The sequence below is a fragment of the Paenibacillus sp. J22P51 genome, from assembly GCF_059692215.1.
The window spans coordinates 25,031-47,211 of sequence record NZ_JCAUAZ010000015.1 but is presented as its reverse complement, the minus strand read 5'-3'; the positions used below and the strand labels follow the sequence as shown (position 1 = coordinate 47,211).

Here is a 22,181-nt window from a genome sequence, read left to right as displayed (position 1 = left end):
TTACCGACTCGAGGCACGCACCGCATAATCGTAATTTTCTACTCATTTATTTTATTAAGGAGAGAAGAAAAAGATGAAGCATTCGCGTATGAAAAAACTGCTTGTACCCACTCTAGCCCTCACACTTGTAATGGCAACGGGAACTACGGCCTTCGCTCAGAACGGCCGCGACCACAAGGATGACGATCGCAACAACAATTCACGTTGGAGCTCCGACAAACGCCCCCAACCACCAATCAAATTCGACTTCAAGGATATAAAGGGCAAAGAGTTTGAATGGGCTTTAAGCTACATCATGAGTCTCGTCTCTCGACGCATTTTCGATGGGTATCCCGATGGCACCTTTAAACCGCAAGAGACAGTCTCTCGCATCGAAGCCATCACGGCAGCGGTAAGGTTAATGGGACTGCGTGATCAAGCGGAATCCGATGAAGAGAAGGCGACCAAGCTGAATTTCCATGACGCAGCAAGTGTACCTTCTTGGGCTGTCGGCTACGTAGCGGTCGCGCTTGAGAACGATCTTTTCGCCGAATCCGATACGAACGTCAATCCGAATCAACCCGCTGATCGACTGTGGGCCACCACACTCCTAGTCAAAGCATTGAAGCTCCAGGACGAAGCTGAAGCTAATATGAACGCAAGACTCCCTTTCTCTGACTCATCCAGCGTACCTGCCGGATCGGTGGGATATGTCAAGGTAGCCGTTGACAAAGGACTTGTGAATGGTTTCGAGGACAATACCTTCCGCCCCAAACAGCTCGTTACTCGTGCGCAAATTGCCGCGTTGCTAGATCGCGCCGGGAACCAATTGCCGAACAGTATTGACGGGTTAGTGACCGGAACTGTGTTAGCGCCAGTCAGTGGCAATGTACTGACCGTCCGAACTAACGGCCAAAATGTCAATCTGAAATTGGATTCCAACGTCTTTATATATCGGAATGGCGCAAAAGTCAGCCCATCCGCTTTGCAAACAGGGGATGTACTGAAGATTCGTTCTTACGATAATAATAACGTCATCTACATCGAAGTAACTCAGCCGAGCGGTGGCAACCCAACAACGCCAACACAGGCCATTGGTGTGAAGACTGGCATGGTAGCCGCAGCGATTACAGGTAATACGCTCACCCTCTTAAGCAATGGGCAAACCATCTCACTCCCCATCAATAACAATGTACTCTACTTCCGAAACGGTTCGGCGACGACAGCCTCAGGCATACAAATTGGAGATATTGTGACCACTCGCTCCTACAACTACGGCGTGAGTTATGTTGAGGTGACACAATCTGTTGGCACTGGAACACCAACGAATTTCGCTTCGGTTGTGACAGGTACGATGGCTTACCCGATTAGCGATAATGTTCTGGCTATAAAAACCAGTTCGCAGCTCCAAGGACTTGCAGTGAACAGTAATTCAATCGTGTACAAGAACGGTGCATTTACGAATCTATCCGCGCTGCAGGTTGGTGATGTCCTGACAACCTACGCCTACAATAATTCTGCAGCTGTCATTGAAGTCACCAAGAGTGTGACACAGGTAACGTCAACTGGTGAGATGTCTGGAACCATTGCAGGACCTATCAGTAATAACCTACTCACGCTTACAAGTGGCGGTCAATCTTACAGCCTTCAGCTTCACGCAAACTCATCCATCTACTTGGATGGCACTCAAACGACGAGCGGCGTACTACTGCCAGGTCAAGTCATTAAAGTCCATTACTATAACGGCGTTGTGCTGCATGCCGAAGTGATCCAACGGGCAGACGGCACATCCGTTGCACAGCCTACAATTACACAGCAGACAGGCACGATCATTTCGGCTGCGAACAATCTTCTCGTTATTGTGAACGGCAACCAAGCGCAAGCGATTACCTTGAACGATAAAGCATTCGTCTACCGCAGCGGCGTTCAGGTTAGCGGATCAGCGCTGCAGCCAGGTGACGTTGTGAAAATCCGCTCCTATAATAATTCAGCCATATATGCCGAAGTTACACAGCTCACTAACGGCAACAATCAGAACTTTAGCGTTTCCGGAACATTTAACAGTGTAACCTTTACGAATCAAGGCAAAATTGCCACCATCACGATCAACCAAACAGGAACGAATGGCAGTAACGTGACAACCACTTACAACGTGTCCTCATCCGTAACAATTACAGGCAACATTACTAACTTGGTACAAAATCATGCGATTTCCCTTCAAGGTACTGGCGCCTTGATAACGAAGATCAATATTCAGTAGTCTCGACCTTCCTAACTAAACAAACCAGTTACTTCTCTTTGCTAAAATAGCACGTTTAGCCTCTCGAAATGACAGGCTAATACAAAAGTGGACCTTCTCCCAAGTAGTTACAATTGCTTGAGAGAAGGTCCACTTTTATTGTTTTTCAACGTTACAGCGTGTGCGGATCAGTTGTGTGCAGCTGTAATGATTATTTCACGCTAACGGCACCCTAATTCGGCTTGTGAAATAATTTCTTGTTCTGTAGTGATGTTTTTCACGCCTATAGCACCCAAATTCGGCTTGTGAAGTAATTTCTTGTTCTGTAGTGATGTTTCTCAACGTTACAGCGTGCGCGGACCAGTTGAGTGCTGCTGTAGTGATGTTTTTCACGATTACGGCAGGAAATCGGTTTGGACATGTAACATCACCGCAAATACAAGCTTAGCGGCTGCAGCTTCAAGTCCTTCAAACCAGCATGAACAAGTCTCGCGATTTCGAGCCCGCCCTGCTGCTGGAAATGGGTGTTGTCTTCGACACCATCGGGGAAATTCATGAATTCACCAGGTGCCAGCCACATGAATAATCGTTTGGTTCCCTCAGGTCCTAACGCTTCAAACAATTCCTTACTGTTTGCAGCAAGATCGATCAATGGCACTCCTTCGGACAAGGCCAACTCACGCATCGCAATCAAATAATCTCCGTGCGTATCCCGCAATGTACCGTCTTCCTCGAAAAAACGCCGCTGCACGGAAGTGACCAGAATCGGATAAGCTCCCCGCTCAAGAGCGCCGTCTATATAGATCTTAAGCGTTTCCTTGTAGGTGGAATATGGCTCCGTAAATCGCGCTTCATCCGGCTTCTGGTCATTATGACCGAATTGGATGAGCAGGTAATCGTGGGGCTTAATTTTGCTCCAAATGGTATCCAACACGCCTTCGCGAATAAAGCTCAGGGAGCTGCGGCCCGACAACGCATAATTGGCTACCGCCGCATCTGCTTTGACGAATAGTGGGAGCATTTGTCCCCAGCCCGCATACGGATACCCAGATGTCGGTTGGTCCGTTACGGTTGAATCCCCTGCTAGAAACAGCGTACAAGCGGCAGGTACGGGCTCGATTTCCAAGGCATTTATGCGTGGTGCCCTCCCCGTGAAACTGAGCTTAAGCTGTGCATCCGCGACCCATACGGAGAAGCTCGTCCGGACAAAATGCCCCGCTGAAGTACGCTGCTTATACAGCACGAGCCTCCCTTCACCCGTGGTAATCGTTGTTTCTGTTTCAGCGATATCATCGCCTAGTAGGATCGAAACCCTGTAAGTCCCGTCCGGGACATCCACCAAGAAAGAGGTATCCAGTGGAATACAAAAATCTCTGCGCAACGAACCTGGTTCATCTCGATCCTTGGCATGAACATTCTTCCCGTTGCTAAATCCATATCCAACAGATTTCTCATATTCGGCTTGTGGTGTAATTTTGGTGTATCCTGACTCCGGATTGCCTACTCCGAAGTCGAACTTGAATGCGTGTGTCATCATCGGATCCTTTCTTTCTCACAACGGAAGCTCTCCGCCTGGATATAAGGTTGAGCTGGACAAGCGTTTGGGCTGCGGCAGTTGAGTGCGAGACAAACCTTCTCGCAACGCAAGCGGCCCACTAGCATAAATGGCGGCTGTGTCGTCATTGAAAATAATCACTTGCTCTGTCCCGCTACCACATACATCGGCATGTACGGCATATCCGTTTAGCGGAAATTCAACAACAACGTTCATTTCCCCATCATATAAGGATGGCCAAACGCCACCACCTCTTCGATAGGCCAAAATCAGATCCGCAGTACCTGCCTTCCAACCCCGGAGAGGCTCAATTATCGTCAGCCAGCCATCCGTTTGGCGGTCTTCCTTCCAGATCTCTTGGCCTTCGCTGTCCAAGAGAAATAAGGCGTCTTTCCCTTTCAAGCCCTTACCGTCATCCTCTCGAACGAGACGATCCAAACCGGCTATTTGCAATCCTGGCTTATCATTCCGGAACCTGCCCAAGGCGATATGCTGCGATTCAATCGAACCTTCGTAACGCCACAGTTCCTTGCCGAAGCGATCATACATAACCGTAACACTCCCGCCAATCACTAGCTCTGGCTGTCCATCCCCATTCACATCGCCAACCCAGATACAATCGGCATGATCCTCGAGATCCTGACAGCTCCACAACTTCTGACCATCATGATCCAATAGATCATAACCAGCCATGACCTCGTCTCTCCCATCCCCATCCAAATCATACACCCATGGGAAATGTCCAGGATTGCCTTCATGCGTCCATAATAAATTAAAATGACGATCGAATGCCCACATCGTGTGGTAGCGGTCTTTCAGAATAATGTCACTGGCGTAATCTCCACCTGTCAAATTCGCCACGATGATGCAATCATGGGCATGCTCGTGCGGCAATTCATGCGTGGCCTTCACTTCACCATTTCGCCCGTTCAGGATGAGAAATCGCCCATCCATCACGCAAAGTACCTCCAACTGACCATCGCCATCGATGTCAGCGATCTGAGCAGGGTAATCTGACCCTGCACTCCCAGCTCCCGAATCTGGCTTTCCTGTCTGCCACAGCAGATTTCCCTCGAGATCAAATGCCGTCAGGCATTGCACCTGATGAGGAATATATCGAACATCCTGTCGATTGTCAGGATGCACCAGCAGCATCTCCATACGACCGTCTCCGTTCAGGTCGCCTAGGAGCATTTTGCAGCGTGGACCAGCCGCGCTAATGTCAATTTTGCCAATCAAATAAGGCTCCTTACTCGTGTGTCCCACAGCTAATTCCTCCTATCATCCGTTTATTTGGGAAGCCAATCCGATATAAGCTCAAGTGCGATAATTGTATTCAATGACCATTGTGCGGCCTCATTCGTGTTCATCCAGTCGATCTCTTGCAAAGTATCCACGTGCGTCACAATGGAAGCCTCCTGCTGAAGATCAACCTTCGCAAAGGCGCTTCCCAGCAAAATGGACCAACACTTCTCCGCTGTCTCCGTATCCCTTTTATAAAATGCGCCATAGGCCGTAATTGCTGCACTTAGCACAGGATGCTCGAAATGCTTGGTGGAGATCTGACCGTGGGTCAGCTTATCCTTCTGTTCCTGCGTTTGGTTGTAATACACGCCGAGCTCCGCCATCATGTCTTCCCATTCCGGGTCCTTCAACATGCCGGCAAGCTCGAACCAAACCTGTGGTCCTCCCATACAAATGGCCAAATGTCTTCCCCAATTATCATCACCGAGTGGCGAAAGCACGCCTGTTTTAGGATCATAGCCATAGGTTGGTCCCGAAATAAGCCCATAATTGGCGTCCTTAATACAGTTGATGCCCACCAGGATTTTGTCCCGATACGCTGTATCCTCATAGCGCTCCCATCTGGTCATCCAGTTCGAGCTGAAAGCCGCCCAATCCGGTCCTACTCGAATATGCGTCGGATGCTCATCCTTCGGAAAATAAGCACGCATCGGATCTAAGTTCACTGTTGTGAAATCTGAGTCCCGTACTTCATCCATGATATCCCCGATCCGCTCATCCGCAGTCAAATAATAGAAGTACCGATGCAGGCCCGCCATCCCGATGCGAGCCTCCTTACAGCCGCAGCCCCAATGGACAACATTATGCCTAGAGCCAAGACCTGCATATTCACCAAAATGGTACAAGTCCACTTCGCTTGTGTGCCGAGTCATGGCTTCCGCCATTCGGAAGATATCCGCTCGGCCCGTACGTAGGAACATGACCCATAGCCACATATTTGGCGCAAGCTCTGTATTTTGCCAAGCACAGCCTCCTAAATCATAATTCCATACATGCCTAACTGGGTCATAGCTATGCATGAAATCGCCGTAATCCCAGAAGCCGTACCACTTTCTCTGTTCAACTTCATCTTGATAAAAGGCGATAATACCATCCAGTCGATTTTCCAGCTGATCTTTCACTTTATTGCTGCGATCTGGCAAGCTCCAATAGCCGAAAGCACCTGACTCATGATAATAAGCAGGCTCGCAAATGAGAAGCGATGGGTTCTGCGTTTCCTCTTGCATGATCTTCAGAAGCTCAGGTGTTGGCGTTTCGCGTGTACACCAGAGCATCATTTCGCTCGTATTCGCAATGCCATAAGGCGTTGCGCGAAGCTCTTCCGCCCCTTCATACGAGGATTCCACGTGTGTTTCTGTATCATAATGACGAAGGTCCATCGGTGTCGCGTCTGGGGACCAGAACCAAATCGTAAACGCAGCCTCCGACGCCGCAGTACCGTGCACCTCAAAGCTAGAAGGATGCTTCTCCCAAAAGTGGCGCAAGCCCACTGCCAAGCCGCCGCCTTCACCGCCTACATAGCCCAGACCGCCAGCGCGCGCTCCATCTGTCACCTTCACCCAGCTGCAGCCCGCCTTCGTCCGCTTCCAAATGCGATAATGTTCAGAAGAATCCTGAACGAGCTTAAAGCTGTCCCAAGTCGCTGAATCATCCAGCAGCCCTAGGAAATACGCATCCTCAGGAGGGTCAAAAGTGGTCAACTCACCTACTGTTTGACGCTCAAAAAGCTCTCGATACTTTCCTTTTGTTCGACGGGTATGTAAAGTTTTGGGCGATTCACTGAAATAACCGCGATCACCAGCAAATCGAATATGCCGATTGTACTGGACCCCTCTCATCGGCACCGCGAAGCGGATGCCTAAGCCTTTGATGAAATCCTCATGGGGATTTCCATCATAGTGAAACGTATGCACAAGTTTAATCGTTTCTTGCCCTGCGTACACATACATACGCAGTGTAAAAGGCAGCCATGCTCTGGCTCCTGTCGTGGAGCGAAGCCTGCCGTCCAGCTTAACGACTGCCCGAATCGGTCCGTCCTGTTCAACAACAGCCCGCAGAACTCGGCTTTCGAAAGTCTCCTCACGGCTAATCCGTACACCGGACGCCTCGCTTTGCCCTTCTTTCAAGCAAATCAGCTCGCCGCCGCGGCATATCTCATTGCCATCCCGAACAATGCTGCGAAGCCATTGTTTCCCCTTCTTGCCTAGTGTGCAAATCATGATGCCAGTATCTAGCGTAATGGTGTCATCCGTTTCCGTTACGAGTATACGGTGATTGGAATCGGAACCTTTACCTTTTCGAATGGCAAACCCTTCAGTTGCTCCAGGTTGAACGGTTGCCGCATGAGCTGACCATTTCACACTGCCATCCGGCCAGTAAGCGGTCGGCCAGCTTTGCACCGGCACAGTTCCTTGGCCATCATCCGTTTCCAATCGCAAAGACTCTTCGCGCCCAAGCTCGCCCTCGCGCCAAGGTATTCCCCATGTTATCCCTACAGGCTTAGAAGCCTCTTTGTTTAACCAACGCAGCTTAATTGCCAGATCCGAAGCCAAGCGATCATCTCCTTTTCACATGTAGCCCCATTGTAGAAAGAGGAGCTCTTGCGAACAAGCGGACATTATTGCAAGGCTATGAAAGGCCCCTTTGCACTTTCTTGGCGGCATTATACATTGTTGCTTAGGAAGTTCGACTGAGTTCTCGATAGCGCGTTGGCGTCATGCCCTCGAGCTTTTTGAATATCCGATTGAAATACGTATGCTGATAACCCACCTGATCGGCAACATCGTTAATTCGCATTTCCGATTCCCGCAGCAACTCTTTCGCTTTGTCCATGCGCAGCTCCGTTAAATAGTCAATGAAGTTTTTGCCGGTTACTTGCTTAAAGGATCTGCTTAAGAAAAACGGGTTCGTCCCTGTGTGCTCTGCACAATTATCAAGGGAAATATCCTGTCTATAATTATTTTGCAAATAAATCATGGCTTGTTCAATGATGCGTTTCACTTGTGCGTCAGAACGTCCTGACATCTCCTTCATGAAAGGCCTCAGTACTTTTTCCTGAAACCAAGCAAGAATTCTCGTGGATTCCCGAATTTGAGAAAGCTGCTCATACAAATTCGCGCCTTTGAAGAGGCGATTAGGGTTAATTCCGGATACCATGATGGCATGTTGGACATTACCAAGCAGATGCAGCATCCCTTGCTGAACCTCAATTTCTTTGGCTCCTTTGCAGGATAAGACCTCTAGGAAGGACACTAGCAATTCGCTCGCTTCTCCTTCTTTCCCTGTCCGTAAAGCTTGAATGAGCTCCCGCTCCTGTGTGAAAGGATATTGCAACTCCATGTCTTCATCTCCTGCAAAATTGTCATGCTCCATATCGATAATCTGGTTCACATTCTCAAAATAGCGATAGCTAACCGCTTGCTTTGCTCGTTCAAATGCCATAGGTATATCGGATATCAGCGGTACTGGTCGGCTAATCGCCATGGTCATTCGCATTTTCAAAATACGATTAATCGACTGCTTCAATTCGTCACTTAAGGTTTGGCAGGCAACTGTATAGGATTCATCCTCAGGTAAAATAAGTAGTATACCCGCTGTCAGATCGTGAAAGTTGAGTGTATGACTCTGATCAAAATATTGAGCAGCCAGCTCTTCGATCATATTCACGGCCGCAAAGGTGACAAGTCCCTCTTCCCCTAACCGAAAGTTCCCCTCCAAGCTTGACATTCCAATTAACTGGACGTAGAGGACAACGAATTGCTTATTCTTCACATCCCATTTAAAACGCTCCATTCGGTGGCGCAAATCATCCTCTGAATACGCATTCAAATATCCCTGTAGCAGTTGATGCAGAAAGCTGTCCTTCAGGTGGGGGAGCTGTTCCGTCAGCTTCGTATTCAGCGCCAAGCTCTCATTATGCAATTGCATCCATTGAGATTCCAGCAATGTGAATTCATCGCATTGAAGACTGTTGGAGGAGCTTCCTCCCAGCATCGAAACCAGCCTTTTGACTGGCAAGTAGATACGCCTAGAAGCCAGCCAGGCAAGTAAAGCCGCAAGCAGCAATACTGCAAGACTTATTGTGATAATCAGCTTGGATATAAATACCACTGGCGACGTAATGTTCGAAATCGGCGATGCGGATACGAACGTCCAGTCCTCCGAGATTCTGGCCAAGCTGCCATAAGAAACTGTATATGTAGAGCCATTCCAATCGATAAAGAAGGAACCTTTTTTACCGTTTAAAGTTGCTATCTTGTCACGCAGAGCGCCCACAAAAGGTGAAGTTGATGTGTTCCCGTTCGCTGAGACGAAGAGCTCGCCAGCATTCTGGATCAGAAACGTCTCCCCGCCTTCGTATGGCGTTAGCGTATTGAGCATATTCGCCACCTTTTGACTATCAAAACGGAACACTAACACACCAAACGGTTTCAGGCTACCGCCTGGAATTTGATGCACGAGCGTTAGATCCTTGTTCTCCGGACGATTCGCATCAAACGACCATTGCGCCCAATAGGTCGTATGCTGCCCGTGGATGAGAGGTTCGTATCTGGAAGCTGTTGCGGCTGCACGTTCATCCAGCTTCATATATTCAGGGTTAAACAGAACCGAGCTTGTTCCACCCACATAAAGCTCTGCATGCTTCACCATCGCATTCGAGCCCTGCATGGCGATCAACGTTCTCGTGATATCCTGAGTTCGTTCGAAATTCCGCACAAAATCATATCCATTTAAGCTATAGTCAAATTTATTGTCAAACGCCCAATGAGATAGCAGCAGCTCCAGATTACCTAATTGATCATCGATATTTTGCGACCGTTGTTCAATTTGCCGATAATGCAGCTGAAGAAGCTCGCTTTCCACGCGCCCGCCAGCCATCCAATACACGAGCACCCCCATCAAGAGTCCTGGAATACCCGAAACAATAAATATCATGATCAGACTCTTTTTGTAAAAGCGTCCTTGTCCACCAACGATCTTACTTAACCCGTTTGCTAGTCCTTTTTTTAAGGCTCGTAACATGCTCTCACCAACCGTTCGAAAGTTTAGTTTGGAGCGAAAACTTCACCTTTGAGCGTATACCGTTTGTGATGAAGAAGGAAGTTAATTTCCAGTGGAGTTACACCACTTTTCCGACTTTTTGGTGAGGGCATCCGTAATGGTCTACATTCCCTAACGGACACCAATGACGTTATTCTTACTCCAATCGATCTTTTCAGGTTCTAACGGACACGAAAGGCATTATTTGGACATAACAGGCGAATTGATGTCGGAATTTCTGTTGACAGCGTCTTCTGTGTCCGTTAGCCATTCAAAATCGCTAATTTCAATCAAATAGCGCCTCCTATGTCCGTTAACGAACAGCTCAGAATCAATAATCGATTCCATAACCGATTGAGAATTACCACATTGCGAGATTCGCAGTGAAACAAAAATACGCGAATTATGTAGAAAGAAAAATAGTCCCATTGACACTACCACAATTATCCATTTTATTTTAAACTTTACAATAGGACGACTTGTACAAGGCGGACACCTTACTGGAAAGGTGGAGCTGTGAACATGGATATATTTCAATCTCTTTCAATCATGTTTGCTTTTGGGTTATTTATACTCACATTGTTAACTTACATTGACAAGAGGAAATGATCTGATTGGCACTAGTTTTGGTTTGAAACCATACTAAAGAATCCGCCAATTACAAGCCGCCGTACAAGTCGGATCAATTGATCCGACTTTTTCCTTTATATAAAAAAAGCCGTGTCCACTGGACACGGCTTTTCCCCACTTTATTTCTTCGCAGCTGCATACAAATCGTTCATTTCCTTCACCAAATCATCCCCGCCTGATTTCTTCCAAGTTTCGAACGCTGCTTTCAAAGCCGCTTCGTCACTTTGACCGACGATGAATTTAATACGCGCATCGTTGATGATGTTATCCAGTTGTTGGCCTTTTTGCGAGTAAACCGTGGAGATGAATGGCTCGACTGGGTTCGCCACGATGTTCGCTTCTGCTTCTTTTTGAATCTTCGTCGTTTGCAAACGAAGCGGTGTTTGCTTCACTTTCAAACCGCGATCTTCCGGGATAAATGGCAGCATTTGGTTCAGACCTTCTACTTCTGATTCGAGAAGAGCTGTATCCTTACTCACCACTAGCGCGTCGCCATCCTTCGTATAATGCTTGCCTTCGATGCCGTAGCCAGCTAACGTTTGAAGATCCGGCTCATTCATTTGATCCAAGAATTTCAATACGCGTTTAAGCTCTTCCTCTGTCTTCACAGTGGATTTCGAAACGGCCAGGATACCTGCAAATCCAGAAGTTGGCAGAGCTTTCAAGCCATTTTTGCCTGTCACGCCAATCATATTATCTACATAGTGAATGTTAGGATTATCTTTGCCATCCTTCGCAAGCGCTGCATGAATTTTATCATCCATACGTGCGGCATTGTCTGTTACGTCTACGACGACTCCTGCTTGATTGTTGGCAATTGGATCGTTCCACTTCGCTGAATCAAACACAGCGAAATCCTGATTGATTAACTTCTCATCATATAGCTTCTTCATGAATTTAAGCGCTTCGAGATATTCTGCGGTTTGATGCTCAGGTACGAGCTTACCGTCTACAACGCCCCATTTGTTCGGCGCTCCAAACCAGAGCTTCATAATATCAAAGCTGCTTGCCCATTGCCCCGTCCATTTGACCAATACCATGCCGTATGTGTCATCTTTGCCGTTTTTGTCAGGATCTTTTTCTTTAAACGCTTTGAGCATATTGTAGAAATCATCAATTGTTTTCGGAGGTTGCATACCCACAGCCTCTAACCAATCCTTACGATAGTTAATACCATTTCGACCCAAAGCACGTCCACGGTAAATACCGTAGTTTTTCCCATCAACCGATGAGTTGTTCATAATGACTTGGTTCGCTTTGCTGAGATTTGGGTAATCTTTCAGATACTTGCCAATTTCCCAGAACGCACCCGATTTAGCAGCGTTCACGAAACTCGGGTTCTTCACATCACCAACGTAGATGATCTGAGGCAGCTTCCCTGATGCCAGTGTAATATTAAATTTATCCGTATAAGATGCGTTCGGCACCCACTCCAAGTGAATATTCGTATTCGTTTTCTTCTCAATTTCGGTCGTAACAGGACCATCGTCCTTCGGGAAATTCGTTTTGAAGATAGGAAGCATGATGCTCAGATCAAGCGGAGCTAAGTTCTCAGGAGCCTTCGTCTGTACAGCCGCTGCTGTTGCAGCAGCGGATGCTGCGGGTGACGCCGTTCCCCCTTTGTCACTACTACAGCCAGCAATTGTCGTCATAACAGCTGTGCCAACGGTTGCTGCGGTAACCCATTTTTTCGCATTTTTTTTCATCTAACATGCCTCCTCTAAGATATGGACTTGCTTCTATCTGATTCCGTTACCCCTTGACCGAACCAATCAAGACCCCTTTAGCAAAATGCTTTTGCAGGAACGGATAGACAAACAAAATTGGAATGGTGCCCACGACGATAACAGCCATCTTGATGGATTGCTCGGGCGGTTTCACGAAATTCGGATCCATGGAATTAAGATCTCCAGCTGCAGCCTGTGACAATAAAACAATCTGTCTAAGCATTACTTGTAATGGCCACTTGGCGGGATCGTTGATGTACAGCAAGGCTGAGAAGAAGTTGTTCCAATGACCGACGGCATAAAATAACGTGAAGGTTGCCAGTACAGGCATCGATAACGGCAGTACGATTCGCCATAGGAGACCGAGCTCTGTGCAGCCATCGATTTTCGCTGCTTCCTCCAGTTCCGGCGGGAGCTCTTGGAAAAAGTTTTTCACAATAATCAAGTTAAAAGCGCTAATCGCCCCTGGGATCATCAACGCCCAGAACGTATCCAGCATATGAAGCTGGCGAATAACGAGATAGGTAGGAATTAATCCTCCGCCGAAAAGCATCGAGAAAATAATCAGATTTAACACGGTGTTCCGTCCCATTAAATTCCGCTTCGATAACGCATAAGCCATCGTCACCGTGAAGAAGAGGTTAACGAAAGTACCGACGACCATGACATAAAGCGATACGCCAATACTTTTCACAATCGTATCCGTCGAAAAAATAAACTTATAGGCCGTCAATGTAAATGTCTCCGGTATGAGGAATACTGCGCGTTTCGTCAGCTCCGCATCAGATGCGAAAGACCCTGCTATGACGTAGAGAAATGGCAGAATGGCAACTATGCCAATGACACCAAGTACAAGATAATTGCTTACATCGAAGATGGTTCCGGAAACGCTCTTATATTGCTTCGCCAAAACCTCTCTCCTCCTTTACCTATAATATTCGTATTAGTAAATGCCAGATTGTCCGAAACGTTTCGCTGTCCAGTTCGCGCCAAGTACTAAGATGACGCCAATGACTGCTTTAAACAAGCCGACAGCCGTGCTGTAACTGAACGCACCTTGTGTGATCCCCATCATATACACATAGGTATCAAATACTTCGGCTACATCCCTGTTCAAAGGATTCAGCATGAGGAATATTTGCTCGAAGCCATTATCCAGAACATCTCCCATGCGCAGGATGAGCAGGATAACGATGGTGCTGCGAATCGATGGCAGCGTAATGTGCCACAGCTGTCTCCAGCGATTGGCCCCATCCATAATGGCTGCTTCGTATTGTTCTACATCCACACCAGCCAGTGCTGCCAAGAAGATAATCGTTCCAAAGCCACATTCCTTCCACATCGTTTGCATAATAATCATCGGTCTGAACCATTCCGGGGTCGCCAAGAAGTTAATTTTATACCCGAAATACTTCTGTAAGAGCTCGTTTACGAGTCCGCCTTCCGTAGTTAGGAAGACATAGGTTAAGCTGGCCACGATCACTAAGGATATGAAGTGCGGCACATAGATCAAGGTCTGAATGGTTCTTTTATACATACTTACCTTGATCTCATTCAGTAAGAGTGCAAGTACAATCGGTGCTGGAAAGTAAAACACCAGATTATATAACGAGAGCAACAACGTATTACGGAGGAGCATGAAAAATTCGGGATTTTGAAAAAATACACGAAAGTGCTCTAAGCCGACCCAGTCACTTTTCCAAAATCCTAGAAAGGGTTGGTAATTCTTAAAGGCAAGCAGCACGCCCCACATGGGGACATATTTGAAAATAATGAAATACAATAAGCCTGGTGCCAGAAGTAGGTAAATCCATTTATCCTTACGCAACCTTCCCCACACCTGCGACCTGCGAAGCCCCTTCGCCTGGGACATCTGAACAATCTCTCTGCTGTTAGGAGCAGCAGCCTGCTTCATCCTCTTCACCTCCACGATGATCGCCTTGTGAGCGTTGTATCCCCATTATGCATCGCTTGGCATTTTCCGCCTATCAGACATTCTTGTAAGCCCTTCCAAAGGCTTGAATTGGACCAGCATCAAGAAAGTGCAAACCCGTCAAAACAGTTGAACCCCCCTAATATTTCCAGCAAGAATGTGTTATTGCCCCTGAGGCATGGTAGCACTTATAGTAGAAACTAACTTTTAGATGTAGAGGATGGTTGATGGAAATGGGAAACAAGTTATATCATGGTGCGGCCTGGTATCCTGAGCTTTGGGATCAAGCGGTCATTGAACAAGATATTGTATTAATGAAGCAAGCTGGAATGAATGTCGTGCGAATTGGTGAATTCGCTTGGTCGAATATGGAGCCAACCGAGGGCAATATCGATCTTGGATTTTTTGTACAAATGGTTAACCTCCTTTATGCAAATGGAATCGATACCGTCATGTGCACACCAACACCAACGCCTCCGATTTGGTTCACGCACGGACATCCTGAGCGGATGTATGTGAATGAGCAGCTGCAAGTCATGGGCCATGGTTCACGCCAGCATGCATGTACGAATCATCCTTATTTCCGCGAGAAGGCGGCCATCATCACCGAACACATCGCTAAGGCGATTGGTCGCTTGCCAGGCGTAATCGGTTGGCAGATCGATAATGAATTCAAAGCACATGTGTCCGAATGCATGTGTGGAACCTGCCTCACACAGTGGCATTCTTGGTTAGAAGAGCGATACGGAACAATTGAGAAGTTGAATGAGGCATGGGGCACACAAATTTGGAGCGAATATTACCAGAGCTTCGACCAAGTACCACAGCCTGGTCCAGCGCCATTCTTACATAACTCCTCCCTCAGCACGATGTACCAACTATTCTCGATGGAAAAAATTGCCCAGTTCTCAAATGAACAAGCAGCCATTATCCGTCAATTCTCGGATGCGCCGATCACCCACAACAGCAGTGTTGCTTTCAGCGTAGACAATGAGCGATTATTCCGCGAGCTGGATTTTGCCTCCTTCGATACCTATGCGACCTATGATCACCCCGCCAACTATTTATTAAATAACGATCTGTGGCGGAACTTTAAGCGCGGACGGGATTATTGGATCATGGAAACGAGTCCTTCCCATGCTGCCTCACTTGCAAGCTATGCGAAGCCGCATCCGAATGGCTATCTCGAAGCAGAAGCGGTAGCCGCTTATGCACTAGGCGCAGAAGCTTTCTGCTATTGGCTTTGGAGACAGCAGCGCGCAGGCTGCGAACAGCCGCACGGCTCTGTCATCAGTACATGGGGCAAGCCTACGGTTGGCTTCGCTAATGTGCTAGAGGTCGAGCAAGCTAGACATGAAATCGAAGCTACGATCCTAGCAACACGGCCGGCGCAAGCTGAAGTTGCCATGACGTATTCGGATCGATCCAAAGCGTTCCTGAAAACCGAACCACATCAAAAGCTGAATCATCGGGGGCTGGTGACCGGGTTCTATGAGCGCATCCTGAACTTAGGAGTTCATCGAGATCTTGTGCCGGAAGGTGCAGAACTAGCTGGCTACAAGCTGCTGTTCACTCCTTTCCTTCCTTATATCTCCGCTGATCTAATGAAGCGTGCTGCTGCGTTTGTTGCCGAAGGCGGTGTGTGGGTTGTTGGTCCTCTCTCAGGTGGACGCACTGAAGAACACACGATGCATACGAATGCTGCGCTCGGCGAATTGGAGCAGCTCGCTGGTGTGGAAACGGTCTATACGTTTCCGATGGACGGCAGCAGCACAATCGGCAGTGCCTTTGGCGTCGCTGCACCTCTTTCACTTTGGAGCTCCGTCTTCGAGGCGAAGGAAGCGACTGCTGTTGGAACCATCGAATCAGGCTTGGCGGTGGGACATGCCTTCATTACTGAACGCGCGTATGGCAAAGGCAAGATCGTGATGCTCGGCTCCATGCCGACTGGCGAAGAAGGCGAACAGTTGTTGAATAGCCTCATCTTGCAGTATGCGGATGATGCTGGTGTTACCCTGCGCACGGATGTGACCGCAGGTACGATTGTCGCTCCGAGACGAGGCGATGGTTACGAGGTATGGGTCGTGGTTAATATGGATGGTGCGGGCGGCAGTGTGACGCTTCCAAGGGATGGCATGGATCCAATCTCAGGTACACGATACAGTGAGGGTCAGCTGACGTTAGGCCGTTACGAGCATAAGGTGATTCAGTTTACTAGCTAAAATTGAACTATTAAAGATGTGGTTGCTAGGTAAACGCACTGACAAGCAGGAGTCAGTTCACATACGCTGACTAAAAAGAGGTGTACGCCCTATGCCCACGTATAAAAGCAGTTCAATTAAAAGCAAATGGCGTAAAACAGAATGGCTGCTTCAGCAGCCTAAATTACGCCCATATGTCCCTCGAACCGTGCTTTTTACGAAAAGTAATTTGAGTTCTATGCTTTCTAGTTATAAAACTGTCTTCTTTAAGCCAACAGGCGGTTCAGGCGGCTCGAATATTATTCGTATTAAGCGGAAACCGAGCGGCTTCCTAACCCAATTGAATCGAAAAAAAACCTTCTTCAAGTCGGAGAAACGTCTGTATAAGGAGCTCTCTCATTTCGCCGATGATCGTTCCTTTTTACTGCAGAAAGGGATTCAACTCGCCAAAACAAAAGGAAGACCCTTCGATATTCGCGTCATGGTGCAGAAGACGAATCAAGGTGAATGGATCAGTACTGGAATCTTCACCAAAATCGGCAGACCGGGTAAGGTAGCAACCAATTATAATCAAGGCGGGAACATTGGGTACTTCCAGCCGACAATGCTAGGCGCTGGTTATTCCAAGCCAATTATCCATGAAAGAGAAGTGGAATTGAAACAGCTAGGCGTCTCCGTTGGGCACAACTTTGATAGTCATAAGAAAGGGTTCAGAGAACTGGGGCTCGACGTTGCACTGGATTCAAAGGGGAAGCCGTGGATTCTGGAAGTGAACACACGGCCTCAGTTCTACCCTTTGAAGAATATGTCAAATCGCAAATTGTATCGGCGTATGGTCGACACGGGCAAGCAATACGGGCGAACGAAATAGGTAGCGTTTCAAGCGTTACATGCGCGGAGTGCTGGCATGTGGTGGCAAGCGAAATGTGAATGATGCGTGGAAGCGCGAAAAACTAAAGCTCTACTACTTGAAATAGATGGATAATGTCCATCTATTTTCTTTTATTTCTTGGATTATTGGGAATTAGCAGGAAAACCTCCAGCTATTTTCGAGCATTCGCTGCGATTAACGCGGGAATGTGAATATTAGCTGGAGGTTTTCCATTTAAAGTTGATTATTAACGATATTGCGTGAAATGAACTGTATAATTTCCATCTAACCACTGTCGGAAAACGACCCAGTTTGTTGGTTCCGCTCAGCAGCCATTCCCGAAGCTATTTTTCTTCGAATTCAACACCTCGGCAAGGAACGTCAAGGTTAGCCCTTGTCCCCACCCTTGGATGCGTTTGTCAGGCACGCCTTTGTAGCCTTCGGCGTTTTCCATAACCGCTGTCCCTGCGGAGACGCCTGTTACGGTGCCTTCCTCGGTGATGCGAGCCAAGATACCGTCGATCGACTTCTGTGTATACTTGTTATATAGTCGTCCTCTCGTGAGCAAAGCCGTAGCAATACCTGCAGAGCCGGAGGTCTCTAGAGGCGCAGTTGGATCATCCAGAATTGTGTGCCACAAGCCTGATTCATCCTGTAATCGGACAAGTGAGCTCAGTTGATCACGAAGTGAACCATCAATGATCATGAACGAAGGATGTGTAACTGATACGAGATGGAGCGCACGCGCCATCGTTAGCGATGCCCAAGAATTCCCACGCGCCCAGAACATGGCGGACATATTGTTCTGAGCAATGTTGTCCCAACCGTGATAATACATATTGGTTTTCGCATCCTGTAGAACATTTTCATGTCCATGATACTGCTTCAAGCCAAGCTCGAAGTAGTCCTCGTTATTAAGCAATTTACCGACACGCAGTAGGAAGTAACCCGCCATAAACATCGTGTCAACCCAGGCTTGTTCTGGGAAATTATACGTTTCGGAATTAACGGTATGCTGGAGAATGTCGTCCCCAAAGCGCTCCGCTTGTGTTGTCAAGAAATCAGCCATTTCCTTGACAGTGTCTAGATATTTCTCGTCTTTCGTCACTTCATACAAGGTAAGAAGGGAATGTCCGATGGACACCGCATTGACCGAGAGCCTCGGCAAGCCATCCTCCATATTTTCATCCACCCAAGCCTTCAACCTGGTCAGATAAGATTCATTCCCAGTCGCTGCATAAGCTTCACAAACCCCATAAAACGCGACACCGCCTGGCCAATCCCAACCGAAGTCCATGCGAAACGTGCGGTCTACCACACGGTCGATTGCTGATCTAATCTCATTTTCATTAAAAACTAATTTCGGCATGTCCAATAAATCCCCTCTCATAATTTATCCTTTCAAACCGCTTGTAGAAATTCCTTCCACAATGTAACGCTGAAAAATAAAGAACACGATGATGATCGGAATCAGTGACAACGATGCCATTGCAAACATCCCGCCCCAGTTGTTGAGTGAATCGCCGTCCAGAAATAGCTTGAGGGCTAATGACACTGGATAAAGCGAAGGTTTATTCAAATAAAGCAGCGGATTGATGAAATCCTCCCAGCGCCAGTAGAAAGAGAAAATGGTCGCTGTAATAAGTGAAGGTACGATTAATGGCACTAGAATTCGGAAGAAAATACTGTATTTGCTGCAACCGTCCATTTTCGCCGCTTCATCCAGCTCGACAGGAATCGTGCGGATAAACTGCATAATGAGAAAAATGAAGAATGGAATCGCGAAAAATTGCGGCAGTATGATTGGTTTAAATGAAGATAGCCAGCCCAACTTCGAGAACATCACATACTGTGGAATGATGGTGACGTCATGCGGAAGCATCATCGTAATCATCATGCAGGTGAACCAGATGTTTTTGCCTGCAAACGGAATGCGCGCGAATGCATACGCAACTAATGCCGAGCTCACGACCGCTCCGATCGTCGACAAAATAACGATGTAGAACGAGTTGAGATAGAAAGTAGCGAATGTGTTTCCAGCAAAGCCCTTCCAACCTGACACATAATTCTCCCAGGCGATTTTACTTGGTATTAAGCTATAGGTGGTTGTAAAAATCTCATCATTCGGTTTAAGTGAACTCGCAATAAGCCAAAGAATGGGATAAATCATCATTAAGGCAATTGCGCCAACAATAATATGATACGCATAAGGCTTCAAGGTTTTTCTCATGCTGACGTTGAGCATTTTACCGCTCTCCCTTCGATTCGTAATACACCCAGTACTTGGAGGTTTGGAATAGAACCAGTGCGATAAGTCCGATTAACAAGAGCATGACCCAAGCCATTGCCGATGCGTAGCCCATCTCGTAAAACTGGAACGCTCTGCGATACAAGTAAAGCGAATAAAGCAATGTATTATCGAGGGGTCCACCTTCACCACGTGAAATGATGTAAGCTGGCGTAAACGTCATGAATGCAGATATCGTCTGCATGATGAGGTTAAATAAAATGATTGGGCTAAGGAGCGGCAAAGTAATATTGAAAAATTGTCTGACCTTGCTCGCGCCATCCACACTTGCTGCTTCATAGTAGGAATACGGGATGTTCTTGAGACCTGCAAGGAAGATCAACATGGACGATCCGAACTGCCAGACAGACAGAGCAATCAATGTCCAAATCGCTGTTGCTGGATTTCCGATCCAAGATATGTCTGTATGAATGCCGAAGACGGCTAAGAAGGAATTCAGCAGTCCTTTGTCACCAAACAACTGCGTCCACATGATGGAAACGGCAACACTGCCGCCGATCAACGAAGGAAGATAAAAGGATGAGCGATAAACACCAATCCCCCGAGCCGCTTTATTCAACAACATAGCAACCGCTAAAGCGAAAATAAGCCGTAAAGGAACGCTGGCACATACATACGTAAAAGTAACACTTAATGATTTCCAATATTTATCATCCGCTGTAAACATCTTCTGATAATTGTCGAACCCAATTACACTAGGTGCTTCAAATAAATTGTAGTCCGTAAATGAATAGTAAAGTGACGAAATGATTGGGTACAACGTGAAAATGAGAAAGCCTAGTATAAACGGAGAAGCAAACACATACCCGACTAGGTTATCGTTATCCCGCAGCTTGTTCATTGTTAATCAGCCCCTATATGTTTGATCTCAGGAATGAAGGACTTTACGCCTCATCTCTTCTCTATCTGTATTATAAAGAGGATTGGACTCACAAAGAAGGCAAAAAACAGTTCATTTTGTTTAATTAGCCGAGGTCAGCGTACACTTTGTAAGCGGTTTATTCATCTCGTCCATGTCAAAAAAAAAGACTCCGCAGTGAATTCTGCGGAGCTTGTCTCATATTACTTCTTATTCTTTGCTAGAATTGCCGTCGCATCCTGGCGAAATTTAGCTGCGCCTTCTTCAACCGTCAGCTTTTTGTATAGAATTTGCTCAACGGTATCCTTGAGCAATGTATCAACTTCAATCGCACCTACCGGGTTCGGAGGATCCATTTGGGAGCTGTTTTTCTCAGCCCAAGCGACATATTCAAATACTTTCTTTTGCTCTGGTGTGAGATCCGGCAGTAGTGCTTCCTTCACCTTGGAGGAAACGGGTACGCCGCGCTCCCCTTTAATAATCTTGTTCGCATCGATATCATTAATCAGGAAGTCAACGAATTTGACAGCTTCTTCTTTGACTTTAGAGGACTTCGCAACTGTCCAATACATGCTTGGTTTCAAGTATAGTGCTTTGTTCTGATTCCAGCCTGGAATCGGAAGAATATCAAGTGATCGCTTCGCAGCTGTGTTGACAAGGATAAATTGGTTCGACCAACCATTCAACGAAACTGCGTTGCCTAGTACCACTTCATCGTCTTCTGGCGTTCCTTTTTTCTGAGCTAACTTATCTAGCGGAAGTAGGTATCCAGAATCGTACCATTTTTTGTACATGGTGTAGAAAACAATGAAAGGTTTGTCGTCGGCGTAACCAAGTGAAGCTCCATCAGCTCCGTACATTTTCTGGCCTTGGCCTCTTAAGAAGAACGGAAAGATGACATCATGACGTAGATCAGCAGCTAGCAGCTTCCCTTTGGCATTCAATTGAGCGCCAATAGCCTCCCAATCAGCAAACGTCCAATCTCGCTTCGGCGTAATCCCCGCATCCTTCAGCATTTGCGGATCAACCGTAGCTTGAAGGGCATTGGAGCCAGCACTAATCGCAACTAGCTTGCCATCTACTTTTCCACCGGAAAGGTTGTTCATGCTAATATCCTTCACATTTAGAACGCCACTCTGTGTATAGGGTTCGAAATCTTCCAACTGTCCTTTGCTTCCATACTGCGTAAGGTAGGAGATGTCCATTTGAAATACATCGGGTAATCCACTAGCAGCAGCCTGAGGCGCGAGCTTTTTCCAATAATCGTCGAAAGCAGCATACTCGGATTCAATTTTCACATTCGGATGCTTCTTCTGGTACAATTCAATCACTTTCAACGTATAATCGTGGCGAGCTTGTCCACCCCACCAAGCAACTTTCAGTGTAACTGGGTTTATTTTGCCACTCGTCTTCAGTGTTAATCCGTTAGAACCGCTAGTACCGCAACCTGCAAGTAGTACGGCGGCCGAGATTACAGTGAACATGACTTTTTTCATCTGTATTTCATCCCCAAAGTTGAATTGGTTATTATTTG

General features: G+C 47.1%; 15 protein-coding genes. 4 read left to right on the top strand and 11 right to left on the bottom strand.

All coding sequences use genetic code 11. The annotated features are described in order from the left end of the window. The first annotated feature begins 73 nt into the window (after positions 1-73). Positions 74-2,239 (top strand): S-layer homology domain-containing protein, encoded by a 2,166-nt coding sequence (locus AC58QC_RS24640; protein ID WP_497417686.1) that lies wholly within the window; start codon positions 74-76, stop codon positions 2,237-2,239. A 406-nt stretch (positions 2,240-2,645) separates the two neighbouring features. On the opposite strand, the gene AC58QC_RS24635 is transcribed toward AC58QC_RS24640, so the two are convergent. The 4 genes from AC58QC_RS24635 to AC58QC_RS24620 all read right to left on the bottom strand — a co-directional run bounded on the left by AC58QC_RS24635 (position 2,646) and on the right by AC58QC_RS24620 (position 10,100). Then, on the bottom strand, positions 2,646-3,752 hold the full coding sequence (locus AC58QC_RS24635; RefSeq protein ID WP_497417748.1) for a rhamnogalacturonan acetylesterase: 1,107 nt from the start codon (positions 3,750-3,752) through the stop codon (positions 2,646-2,648). An 18-nt stretch (positions 3,753-3,770) separates the two neighbouring features. Beyond that, the gene (locus AC58QC_RS24630) at positions 3,771-4,967 is read right to left on the bottom strand and encodes an FG-GAP-like repeat-containing protein (RefSeq protein ID WP_497417747.1); all 1,197 of its coding nucleotides are present in this window, start codon (positions 4,965-4,967) and stop codon (positions 3,771-3,773) included. A 95-nt stretch (positions 4,968-5,062) separates the two neighbouring features. Continuing rightward, the gene (locus AC58QC_RS24625; RefSeq protein WP_497417685.1) at positions 5,063-7,630 is read right to left on the bottom strand and encodes an exo-rhamnogalacturonan lyase family protein; all 2,568 of its coding nucleotides are present in this window, start codon (positions 7,628-7,630) and stop codon (positions 5,063-5,065) included. A 124-nt stretch (positions 7,631-7,754) separates the two neighbouring features. After that, positions 7,755-10,100 carry a helix-turn-helix domain-containing protein gene (locus AC58QC_RS24620; protein ID WP_497417684.1) on the bottom strand — a complete coding sequence of 782 codons (2,346 nt, stop codon included), beginning with the start codon at positions 10,098-10,100 and terminating at the stop codon, positions 7,755-7,757. A gap of 540 nt (positions 10,101-10,640) precedes the next feature. On the opposite strand from AC58QC_RS24620, the gene AC58QC_RS24615 reads away from it, so the two are divergent. Beyond that, on the top strand, positions 10,641-10,727 hold the full coding sequence (locus AC58QC_RS24615; protein ID WP_379304201.1) for a putative holin-like toxin: 87 nt from the start codon (positions 10,641-10,643) through the stop codon (positions 10,725-10,727). 140 nt (positions 10,728-10,867) lie between these two features. Here AC58QC_RS24615 and AC58QC_RS24610 read toward each other — a convergent pair whose 3' ends face one another. From AC58QC_RS24610 to AC58QC_RS24600, 3 genes are read right to left on the bottom strand one after another with little or no spacing between them, the layout of a single operon-like run. Then, positions 10,868-12,454: an extracellular solute-binding protein gene (locus AC58QC_RS24610; protein ID WP_497417683.1), complete on the bottom strand. Its 1,587-nt coding sequence runs from the start codon at positions 12,452-12,454 to the stop codon at positions 10,868-10,870. A gap of 46 nt (positions 12,455-12,500) precedes the next feature. Next, entirely contained in the window at positions 12,501-13,385 is an 885-nt protein-coding gene (locus AC58QC_RS24605) for a carbohydrate ABC transporter permease (RefSeq protein WP_497417682.1), read from the bottom strand. A 33-nt stretch (positions 13,386-13,418) separates the two neighbouring features. Continuing rightward, on the bottom strand, positions 13,419-14,348 hold the full coding sequence (locus AC58QC_RS24600; RefSeq protein WP_497417746.1) for an ABC transporter permease: 930 nt from the start codon (positions 14,346-14,348) through the stop codon (positions 13,419-13,421). A 293-nt stretch (positions 14,349-14,641) separates the two neighbouring features. On the opposite strand from AC58QC_RS24600, the gene AC58QC_RS24595 reads away from it, so the two are divergent. Together AC58QC_RS24595 and AC58QC_RS24590 are read left to right on the top strand one after the other, a co-directional pair. Next, the gene (locus tag AC58QC_RS24595; RefSeq protein ID WP_497417681.1) at positions 14,642-16,630 is read left to right on the top strand and encodes a beta-galactosidase; all 1,989 of its coding nucleotides are present in this window, start codon (positions 14,642-14,644) and stop codon (positions 16,628-16,630) included. Between the two features lie 91 nt (positions 16,631-16,721). Further along, complete coding sequence (locus AC58QC_RS24590; protein WP_497417680.1) at positions 16,722-17,480, top strand: YheC/YheD family protein; 759 nt, start codon at positions 16,722-16,724, stop codon at positions 17,478-17,480. Positions 17,481-17,805: 325 nt separating this feature from the next. Here the strand turns inward: AC58QC_RS24590 and AC58QC_RS24585 are convergent, their stop codons facing one another. The 4 genes from AC58QC_RS24585 to AC58QC_RS24570 all read right to left on the bottom strand — a co-directional run bounded on the left by AC58QC_RS24585 (position 17,806) and on the right by AC58QC_RS24570 (position 22,143). Beyond that, positions 17,806-18,849: a glycoside hydrolase family 88/105 protein gene (locus AC58QC_RS24585; protein ID WP_497417679.1), complete on the bottom strand. Its 1,044-nt coding sequence runs from the start codon at positions 18,847-18,849 to the stop codon at positions 17,806-17,808. Positions 18,850-18,873: 24 nt separating this feature from the next. Continuing rightward, entirely contained in the window at positions 18,874-19,653 is a 780-nt protein-coding gene (locus AC58QC_RS24580; protein WP_497417745.1) for a carbohydrate ABC transporter permease, read from the bottom strand. A gap of 73 nt (positions 19,654-19,726) precedes the next feature. Next, a complete protein-coding gene (locus AC58QC_RS24575; RefSeq protein WP_497417678.1) occupies positions 19,727-20,629 on the bottom strand; it encodes a carbohydrate ABC transporter permease in 903 nt (300 codons plus the stop codon). 221 nt (positions 20,630-20,850) lie between these two features. Beyond that, complete coding sequence (locus tag AC58QC_RS24570; RefSeq protein ID WP_497417677.1) at positions 20,851-22,143, bottom strand: ABC transporter substrate-binding protein; 1,293 nt, start codon at positions 22,141-22,143, stop codon at positions 20,851-20,853. Between the last annotated feature and the right edge of the window lie 38 nt (positions 22,144-22,181).